At 68.0% G+C, this 9467-nt stretch carries 10 protein-coding genes and 1 pseudogene; 9 read left to right on the top strand and 2 right to left on the bottom strand.

All coding sequences use genetic code 11. The annotated features are described in order from the left end of the window. The first annotated feature begins 125 nt into the window (after positions 1-125). The 3 genes from tnpA (at position 126) to ACIBJF_RS45910 (ending at position 3139) form a co-directional block, all read left to right on the top strand. Complete coding sequence (gene tnpA / locus ACIBJF_RS45900; protein WP_399183470.1) at positions 126-557, top strand: IS200/IS605 family transposase; 432 nt, start codon at positions 126-128, stop codon at positions 555-557. Between the two features lie 50 nt (positions 558-607). Continuing rightward, on the top strand, positions 608-2371 hold the full coding sequence (locus ACIBJF_RS45905; protein WP_399183472.1) for an IS1182 family transposase: 1764 nt from the start codon (positions 608-610) through the stop codon (positions 2369-2371). Positions 2372-2491: 120 nt separating this feature from the next. Continuing rightward, positions 2492-3139, top strand: coding sequence for a TetR/AcrR family transcriptional regulator (locus tag ACIBJF_RS45910; protein ID WP_399183474.1), 648 nt, complete (start codon positions 2492-2494; stop codon positions 3137-3139). A 29-nt stretch (positions 3140-3168) separates the two neighbouring features. Here ACIBJF_RS45910 and ACIBJF_RS45915 read toward each other — a convergent pair whose 3' ends face one another. Beyond that, complete coding sequence (locus ACIBJF_RS45915) at positions 3169-3528, bottom strand: TetR family transcriptional regulator C-terminal domain-containing protein (protein WP_399183476.1); 360 nt, start codon at positions 3526-3528, stop codon at positions 3169-3171. A gap of 164 nt (positions 3529-3692) precedes the next feature. Between ACIBJF_RS45915 and ACIBJF_RS45920 the strand changes: the two genes are divergently transcribed. The 6 genes and pseudogenes from ACIBJF_RS45920 to ACIBJF_RS45945 all read left to right on the top strand — a co-directional run. Beyond that, the gene (locus ACIBJF_RS45920; RefSeq protein WP_399183478.1) at positions 3693-3992 is read left to right on the top strand and encodes a hypothetical protein; all 300 of its coding nucleotides are present in this window, start codon (positions 3693-3695) and stop codon (positions 3990-3992) included. Further along, positions 3989-4654, top strand: coding sequence for a winged helix-turn-helix transcriptional regulator (locus tag ACIBJF_RS45925; RefSeq protein ID WP_399183480.1), 666 nt, complete (start codon positions 3989-3991; stop codon positions 4652-4654). The genes ACIBJF_RS45920 and ACIBJF_RS45925 overlap by 4 nt, the downstream gene beginning before the upstream one ends. Positions 4655-4724: 70 nt before the next feature. Next, on the top strand, positions 4725-5597 hold the full coding sequence (locus ACIBJF_RS45930) for an NmrA family NAD(P)-binding protein (protein WP_399183482.1): 873 nt from the start codon (positions 4725-4727) through the stop codon (positions 5595-5597). 16 nt (positions 5598-5613) lie between these two features. Further along, entirely contained in the window at positions 5614-6444 is an 831-nt protein-coding gene (locus ACIBJF_RS45935; protein ID WP_399183483.1) for an oxidoreductase, read from the top strand. A 98-nt stretch (positions 6445-6542) separates the two neighbouring features. Continuing rightward, the gene (locus tag ACIBJF_RS45940) at positions 6543-7406 is read left to right on the top strand and encodes an SAM-dependent methyltransferase (protein ID WP_399183485.1); all 864 of its coding nucleotides are present in this window, start codon (positions 6543-6545) and stop codon (positions 7404-7406) included. 135 nt (positions 7407-7541) lie between these two features. Further along, positions 7542-8035: pseudogene (locus ACIBJF_RS45945) on the top strand (SDR family oxidoreductase); the annotation flags it as partial. A gap of 136 nt (positions 8036-8171) precedes the next feature. Here the strand turns inward: ACIBJF_RS45945 and ACIBJF_RS45950 are convergent. Next, positions 8172-8531 carry a hypothetical protein gene (locus tag ACIBJF_RS45950; RefSeq protein ID WP_399183487.1) on the bottom strand — a complete coding sequence of 120 codons (360 nt, stop codon included), beginning with the start codon at positions 8529-8531 and terminating at the stop codon, positions 8172-8174. Positions 8532-9467: the final 936 nt, after the last annotated feature.

Raw genomic sequence — 9467 nt, forward strand, 5'->3', positions numbered from 1 at the left:
CGCGTGCGCCTGGTCGTCCAGGAGCCGGATTTCGGCAGGGCTGAGCGCCAGTCGGGCACGGTGCCCGAACTGCCGTTTCACCAGGCCGAGTTCGCCCATAACGATCACCATACTACAGTTGGTCCATGTCACCACGCTGGAACCCTCATCCCGATGTCAGGACCGGACGCCACGTCGTCCACAACCTTCACGTCCACTTGGTGTTCCTCACCAAGTACCGGCGTAAGGCGTTCACCGACGAGATGCTGACGCGCTGCGAGGAGATCATGCGGGAGGTGTGCACGGACTTCGAGGCCGAGCTGAAGCAGTTCAACGGCGAGGACGATCACGTACACCTGCTCGTGCACTACCCGCCGAAGGTCCAGCTTTCCAAGCTGGTCAACTCCCTCAAGGGTGTCTCCGCCCGGCTGCTGCGCAAGGAGTACGACGCCCACGTCCGCCGGTACCTGTGGGGCGGACACTTCTGGTCCGGCTCATACTTCGCCGGAAGCTGCGCCGGGGCGCCTGCGACCGTCGTGAAGCAGTACATCGAGAATCAGAAGCGCCCCGTGGGCTGAGGTGAACAGCGCGGACCCATGCCTATGGTGCGGGTCAGAGCAGGTCTGAGATGGCCTTCACCCCCGGCGTAAACGACTCTGCTGAGAAAGGCGTGATTCGAGCAGGTGGGTGTCGTTGGTCCTCCATGGTTGCTGTGAACGTGGGAGGGCCGAGAAAGATGTCGCTGGAGCCGAGGGCTGACGTGGGGGTGCCCGAGCTTACGGCCCGGGTAGTGCGGGCCGCGTTTCCCAAGGGGACGCTCGCGGTGCGGATCCGGGAGGCGCTGGGTCCGCTGTTTGAGGACGCGGCGTTTGCCGGGGCGTTCCCTTCGCGCGGGCGTCCTGCGGTGTCGCCGGGGGCGTTGGCGCTGGTGTCGGTGTTGCAGTATGCGGAGGGGCTGACCGACCGGCAGGCCGCTGACCAAGTGCGGGCCCGCATGGACTGGAAGTTCCTCCTCGGCCTGGAGCTGGACGATCCGGGATTCGACGCCTGTGTCCTGAGCCTGTTCCGCGCCCGCCTGATCAAGCACGGGCTGGAGCAAAAGACGCTGGAGCTGGTCCTGGAACGCCTGCGGGAGCTGGGGCTGCTGAAGGCGGGCGGCCGGCAACGGACCGATTCCACGCATGTCCTGGCGGCGGTGCGGACACTGAACCGGATGGAGTTCGTCGGTGAGACGCTGCGTGCGGCGCTGGAGGCGCTGGCGGTCGCGGCTCCGACGTGGCTGTCCGGCCTGGTCACGGCCGAGTGGGCCGAGCGCTACGGGCCGCGCGTGGACGATTACCGCTTCCCCAAGGGCGAAGAGGTCCGGGAGGAATGGGCCCGGCAGGTCGGCGAGGACGGATTCTTCCTGATGGAAGCGGTCTACGCACCCGCGGTGCCCGGCTGGCTGCGCGAGATCGAGGCGGTGCAGGTGCTGCGCAGAGCCTGGATCCAGCAGTACCACCGCGACGAGAAGGGGGTGCGCTGGCGGGAGGGCAAGGACCTCCCGCCCGTTCATCACCGGTTGTGCTCGCCCTATGACACCGACGCCCGCTACGGCATCAAGCGAGGCTCCGGCTGGACCGGCTACAAGGCCCATCTGACCGAGACCTGCGAGCCCGACGTGCCCCACGTGATCACGCAGGTGGGCACCACTGACGCGGTCGTGGCAGACACCGAGATGACCGAGCCGGTCCATCAGACACTCACCGACCGGGACCTGCTGCCCGAGGTGCATGTCGTCGATGCTGGTTACACCACCGCCGCCCTGTTCGTCTCAGCACGCGAGCGCGGCATGGAACTGCTGGGCCCAGCCCCGCATGACAGCAGTCTTCAGTCGCGACAGAACCAGGGCTTCGCCCGCGGCGATTTCACCATCGACTGGGAAACCCAAAGCGCCAACTGCCCTGGCGGGCACCGGAGTTTCGAGTGGTGGGAGCAGAAACACCACCGCAACGGCACCCCCGTGATCAAGGTGTTCTTCTCCGCAGGACACTGCGGCCCCTGCCCGAAGCAATCACAGTGCACCAAGCCCCCGACCGGCCGCCGGGGCAGAGGGCTGACCTTCCTGCCGCGTGAGCGCTACGAAGCTCTCGAAGCGGCCCGCCGGGCCCAGGACACCGACGAGTGGAAGGAGCGCTACAAGGTCCGGGCCGGCGTCGAGGGCACGATCTCCCAGGCCGTGCGCGTCACCGGAGTCCGCCGCACCCGCTACCGCAACCTGCCCACAACCCGCCTCGGCCACGTTTTCGCCGCCACCGCAATCAACATCATCCGCCTCGACCGATGGCTGACCGGCACCCCACTGGGCGGCACCCGCACCTCCCACCTCGAATCCCTCATGCTCGCGGCCTGACAGCCCGAATCACGCCTTTCTCAGCAGAGTCCCCAAGGGCGGCGCACTGGCCAAGATCAAAGGTAGAAACTTGTGGAACGGAATGTCAAGAACGCTTGTGCGGCCTGTAGGCTGGCCGTCATGGGGCGCCCACCAGGATTCGACAGGGACAAGGTCGTACAGGCCGTCGAGCGACAGTTCCGCCGTACCGGATACGCCGGCACCAGCGTCGACGACATCGCCAAGGTCGCCGGGTTGGGCCGTGGCAGCCTCTACGCCGCCTTCGGCGACAAGAGCTCGCTGTACCTGCGGACGCTGGAGACGTACTGCGGCCGCACCGAGGCGGCGTGGGCGGCCGTACTCGAAGGTCCCGATGACACCGCGCTGGAGCGGTTGCACGAGTATCTCGTGAAGTCGGCGCGGTTCGTGCACGAGGATCCGGACGGGCTCGGCTGCATGGTGACCGGCTTCGTCGTCGAGGGAGTCGACCATGATCCGCAGGCTGGTGCGCGGGTGAGACAGGCCCTCGGGAGCATCGAGAGGTCAGTGGTCGGGTGCGTTCGGGCTGCGCAGCGCCATGGCGACCTCGATCCCGAGGCGGACGCCCAGGGGGTCAGCCACCTGCTCATGGCGGTCAACCGGGGCATGGAAGTACTGGCCAGGGCCGGGTCCGGCACGGCCGCGCTGGAACGCGTCGCCGATCAAGCGTTCGCCGGACTCCCGCTCACCGCACAGGCGCGGTCCCGGTGGGCGCCCCGCCCGGGTCCGGTCGTCTCCGGCGCTTCCTGAGCGTCACCGAGGGCCCGTACTCGGTGCGGTCAGCGTTCCGCGGCGAATGACTCGACGTAGGCCAGGGCCCCGTACCGCGCGTCGCGCAGAGGCGTGGAATCACCGACCGCCTGGTTCAGCAGTGCTCCGCCCTGGAACGCGGCGGTGAGCAGGTGGGCGAGCGCGGCCGGGTCGGCCTCCTGCCGCAGCTCGCCGCGCTCGCGCATCTTGCTCAGGCCGCACTTGAACGGCCGTTGCCACCGCTCGAAGCCGTCGGCCACCGCGTCCCGGTGCGCGGGCTCGGTCTTTATGACCTCGGCGGCCAGAGAGCCGAACGTGCAGCCGCCGCGCAGCATGTCCTGCGAGGCGATGTAGGAGCCGGCCCACCGGGGCGTTCGCCGGCGCCGCAAACGCCCTCGCTTCCGCCTGGCTGTGGAGCAAACCGAAATTTTTCTGCCATACCGGGAAGACTCTGGAAGCCCTGACAGTTCTAAAACAAGTAGCAGCAACTACATGATCTCGAAGTAGCGCGCCGCTGCCAGGCGTGTGAGCGCGGCCAGGAAGGAGAAGGTCCATGAGTGACAATAAGTGGATGGTCGGATTCCGCCGCCGCTCTGCGGTGGGAGTGATCATTGAGCACTTCTATCTGGTGGACGGCGTAGCAGACAGCACCGAAGCACGCCGCACTGCCACCCGGATGGCAGAGTCCGAGCCCGCGGGCCGACGCGACGGCGAACCCGACATCCAGCGGGTGCAAGTACAGCGGGTCATCCCTGGCCTGCTGGGCCAAATGAGCCTGTCCGCACCGGTAGCCGACCAGGTGGCAATGCCCTCCGCACGCCCGGTGATGTCGCCGGCCGGGGTGGCACGATGAGCCGCTCCTATGAACAGACCTGTTTCATTGCCCGCTCGCTTGACGTGCTGGGTGAGAGATGGACGCTGCTGATCGTGCGGGAGCTTGCCCTGGGCCCCCGCCGCTACGGGGACCTTCTATCGGCCCTGCCGGGCATGGGAACCAGCCTCTTGGCCGCACGTCTCAAACACCTCGAGCAGCATGACGTGCTGCGTCGCACCACGCTGCCGGGTCCGGGCCGCGTAGCCGCCTATGAACTGACCGGCCGGGGCCAAGCGTTGATGCCGGTCCTCGCCGGCCTCGCCGAGTGGGGCGCAGGTCTGGGAGACCCGCCGCCCGGCTACACCGATCGCGCCGCCTGGTCCGTGGTGGCGATGCGCCTCACGGCTACGGCAGAGGCGGCGCGCTTCGACACACTCACCGAGTTGGTGCTCGGCGAGGAGACGCTGTGGCTGCAGGGCGACGGCGAGCGGGTACGGGTGGAGACCGGCCCTGCGCCGGTGACGCCGGGTTTGCGCCTGATCTGCGACAAGGAAACGTTCTACGCCCTCGCGAAGGGGCAGGTCGCCGTCGACGACGCGGTGGCCTCAGGGCGACTCGTCGTGCACGGCGAGCCTGACGCCGCCCGGCTGTTCTTCGAACGGTTCCGCCTGCCCGACGGACATCGCACAACCTCCCACTGAGCCCGTGCGGCGCCCACTCAAAGGACTTACCCCTCTACACCGGTACTTCTCCAGAAACGGAAACATCATCATGGAACGCAATCTGCTCGTGATCGGGGCGACCGGTCAGACCGGTGGCCACACGGCCGAACTGCTGCTTCAGCGCGGCCACCGGGTCCGCGCGCTCGTCCGCCGCGTCGACGAGCGCTCCGAGAGGCTTGCCGGCCTCGGGGCGCAGATCGTGGAGGGCGACGTCCTCGACGTCAACTCCCTGGCGGAGGCGACGAAGGGGATCGACGCGCTGTACTTCACCTACCCCATCCTTCCCGGCCTGATGGACGCCACAGCGAACGTGGCCCTGGCGGCGGAGGAGAACGGGGTGCAGGCGATCGTGAACATGTCGCAGATCTCCGCCCGCCGTGAATCCGCCAGCAACGCAGCACGCCAGCACTGGGTCGCCGAGCGTGTGCTGGACCGCTTCCCGGTGGCCGTCACCCACATCCGTCCGACCTTCTTCGCCCAGTGGCTGATCAACATGTGGGACGGGAGTGGCGAGTTGCGGTTTCCCTTCGCCGACGGACGCCATGCGCCGATCGCCGAAAGCGACCAGGCAAGGGTGATCGCGGCCATCCTGGAGGACCCCGCCCCGCACGCCGGCAAGATCTACCCCCTCTACGGGCCGGTGGAGCTCAACCACTACGAGATCGCCGAGAAGATGTCCAAGGCGCTCGGCCGTCAGGTCACCTACGTGCCCATCGACCTCGACGAATTCGCCGCCATCCTGGAGAAGCGCGGCGCATCGCCCCACATGATCCAGCACCTTCTCGCCGTCGCGGTCGACTACCGCAACGGCATCTTCGCCGGCACGAACGACCTCGTGAAGACGATCGCCGGCACCGACCCCCTCGATGTCGAGAGCTTCATCGCCCAGAACCGGGCGTTCTACGACTCACACACCGCCTAAAACCCAGGAGAAAACAGTGAGTGTTTGGTTTATCACAGGGTCGTCCCGTGGATTCGGCCTGGAAATCACGCGCGCGGCGCTCGCGGCAGGACATCAGGTGGTGGCAACCGCACGGAAGGCGGAGGCCGTCGGCGAGCAACTCCCCGACGCCGGTGACGCGCTGCTGGCCGTGCCGTTGGACGTGACCGACCCCGAGAGCATCCACGCGGCTGTCGACGCAGCGGTCGAGCGGTTCGGCCGCATCGACGTCCTGGTCAACAACGCCGGCACGGGCCTGCTCGCTGCCGTCGAAGAGTCCGACGACGCCTCGGTCCGCGCGGTGTACGAGACCAACGTGTTCGGCCCGCTCGCCGTCCAACGCGCGGTACTGCCGGTGCTGCGGCGCCAGCGCTCAGGCCACGTGATCCACATCAGCTCCATCGTGGGCTTCGCCACCGCACCGGGCTGGGGCATCTACGCCTCCACCAAGTTCGCCGTCGAAGGCTTCACCGAGACCCTCCGCACGGAACTGACCCCCCTGGGCATCCACGTGACGCTCGTGGAACCGGGTTTCTTCCGCACCGACTTCCTGGACCCCGCCAGTCTGCACACCGGCCGCGACACCATCGCCGACTACACGCCCACCGTCGGCGCGATGCGCGCAGCCGCCGTCAGCCTGAACCACACCCAACCCGGTGACCCGGTCAAGGCCGCGCGCGCCATTGTCGAGATGGCCGGCGCTCCCGAGCCGCCCCTGCGCCTCCCGCTCGGAGCCGACACCTTGCAGGCCTTCGACGCCAAGCTGGGGAGCTTCCGTAAGGAGATGGACGCCTGGCGGCATGTCGCCCTTTCCACCGCTCACGACTAGGACGACACCGCCGGATCCGCCTTCTTCGGCACCACGGTCCGAAGCCCTGCAGAAGCTTCGGTCGCGCCTCGACCACCCATGACCTAAAGGACGTTCCCGTGAGCGCACCACAGCCGTCCGCTGCAGCACGCCATTACCGGCAAGGCGACCTGCGCCGGAAGATCGACGAAGTACTCGACCACCTCTACCCGGGGCATACCGCGCTCACCACCGACGACCTTCATGGAGTGGACGAGTTCCACACCGGCGGCCATGCGGCGACGCGAGAGCTGGCCGAACACCTGAAGCTGAGAGCGGGCCTGCGTGTCCTTGACGTGGGAAGCGGCCTGGGTGGCCCGGCCCGCCATCTGGCCCAGCACGCAGGCGCCGACGTCACAGGCGTGGACCTCACCGAGGAGTACGTCGACGTCGCCCGCTGGCTCACCGACCGTGTGGGCCTCACGGGCCGGGCCCGGTTCCGGCAGGGGGACGTGACCGCACTGTCCTTTCCCCGGGCGAGCTTCGACCGGGCCTGGATGCTGCACGTGGGCATGAACATCGAGCACAAAGCCCGCCTGTTCACCGAGATCAGCCGCGTCCTGACCGACGACGGCCTCTTCATCGTGTACGACGTCATGCTCCTCGGCGATCCCACCCTCGTCAGCTACCCACTGCCGTGGGCCTCGGAGCCCGAACACAGCTTCCTGGCCCGCGGCCAGGAATACCGGTCGCTGCTGCGCAAGGCCGGCTTCGACATCGTCGCCGAGCACGATCACCGCTCGCAAGCCGTCCAGTCGCTTCGCGACGCGGGCGGTGCGCACCACCGAACCAGTACGCCGCACAACCCTGCGGGCGGAGACACGCCACCGGCCCCGATCAGCGTGACGATGGGCACCGACGCAGCGACCAAGGTCGCAAAGCTGCTCCGGAACATCGAGGAAGGTCTCCTTGCTCCGACCGAGATGATCTGCCGTCTCCGCTGAATGCACGAGACTGCACCTGGCTGGGTGCCTACCGCGCCCTCGTCCGTTCGTCCTTGAGCCGTCCTACGGTTCGAGGACGAACGGGTTTACTTCAAAGCGCGTTGCAGAAGGCCGTGAGCAGGGCATTTCCCCTGTATGCGTGGGGCTTTGAGGGCCGATCTGTTGGGGGTGGAGACGCTCACGGGGCTTCGGATGGAGCAGTTCGAGCGGTTGCTGAAGGTGGTGCGGGAGAGCGCACGCGCCCGCGTCGAGAGCCGCGTCTTGGACGTCACCGACACCGACGCCCTCACCCGCCTTGCCGAGGGCCTCCGGGCACGGTACGGCGGGGTCGACGTCGTCCTGTCCAACGCGGTCGCCCGACTTCTGCCCGGGGAGTCCCAGGCCGAGCGGGCCGACAAGTTCATCACGTCCCCAACACCGCCACCCACGCGGTCCTGCGCGTCTTCGGCGCCGTCCTGCGCCCACGCGGCCGGCTCCTCGTCGTGGCCAGCAGCCTGGGCACGCTCGGCCACCTAGACTCCCGGCTTCACCACCTGTTCGACGGTGCGAGCCACGACCAGGTCGAGTACGCCGTCGAGTCCTGGCGCAGCGCCGTCGACAACAGGACCGCGCAGGAGGCGGGCTGGCCCGTTGTGGACTCTGTCGCAGGACCTGCTCGCACAGGCCCGCTGGCAGACCCACCGCGGATCAGCGCGGGGTGCTTCCGCGTGGTGCTCGCCCGCCTCCGAAACCGTCGGCGATGTCGCGCCATGCGGAATGCGGTCTCTAGCGCTGCGGCTGTGTGCGCAGCCCGTCGAGGATGAGTGCGAGCATGCGGGGAGCCCGGTCTTCGGGGCTGGAGGCCGCACGCCAGAGTGCGCCGGTGAGCTGGACGAAGTCGCCGGGGTCGGCGTCCGTACGGATGCTCCCGTCCTTCTTGCCGGCGTCGAGGAACGAGGTGATCGCGGCGACGACCGGCCCGTAGCTCTGCTCGCTGATCGCCTGGTGCGCGCTAGGGCTGAGCGCGTCGCCGAGGCCGTGTTTCCTGCGCATCGCTTCGACGAGGTCGGTCGTCCAGTGGCGCAGCGCTTCGAGTGGGGACATCCGGGCCAGCAGGTCGGGCACAGTGCCGATGATGCGCGCCATCTCGTCCTGGTAGACGGCCAGGACCAGCGCCTCGCGGGTGGGGGAGTTGCGGTACAGGGTGCCCGCGCCAACGCCGGCGCGCTGGGCGAGAGCGGACGGGGACTTGGTCGGGTAGCCGGTCGACCCCGGGTGAGGCGTCGGACCATGACACCGATCATGGCCCAGCGGATCATGCTCTCGCGGGATGGTGCTCGTAGTCGCGGGCTAGGTGGCGGTCCTTGCGGTCTCCGGGCGGTGAGAGGTTCACCGCCGCCCAGGAGAACACCCCCGGGAGGATGGAACGTCCGTGCTGCGTGGTGCGCACGGACAACGCAAACGGCGCGGCGAGTGCCGCGCGGGTGACCAGACATGAGCTGTTCGTCCTCAGAGTGTCGACGCCCACCCGTGAGAAGCCGGGGGTTTCAAGGATCTTGACCCACTCGAGGCCTGCGTCTGCCACCAGCACTTCGCGTCCCGCGACTTGGCCGGCAGCCCAGGCGGCGTCGTTTCCTGCTTGGTCTCGACATGCGGTTGTTCGGCCAGCCGGCGCGCGACCCGCTCGGCGACTGTGGGCTCCTCGGGCTCATCGCACACCTCCTGGAGTTGCTGGCTCAATTTCTCTGCGTGCAATTCCAGTCTCGTCCTGCAGGCCGTGATCAGGTTGCGAAGGTGTGTTTCCGCATGCTTGGTCACCTGATGCACCTTCCGCCCGGATGTACGTAGGCGCCTTGCTCACGCCGGGGAATCCGTGGCTCTCTGATCACCTGAACGGCAGACGACGCCGGAGTTGGGCGCGCCGTTCGCCGGACTTGATCAGCGGTTGGAAGGCTGGGTGTACGGGAGGGCCACTCGTTCCTGATCAGGTCGGACGGCGAGTACGACGTCCTGTTGAGACATGGGCGGGGCGGGGGGGGCCCCCCCCACCCCGCCCCGCCCCCCCCCCCGCGCTCGACAGAT

It is taken from the genome of Streptomyces sp. NPDC050743, from assembly GCF_044456925.1.
Lineage (GTDB): Bacteria > Actinomycetota > Actinomycetes > Streptomycetales > Streptomycetaceae > Streptomyces.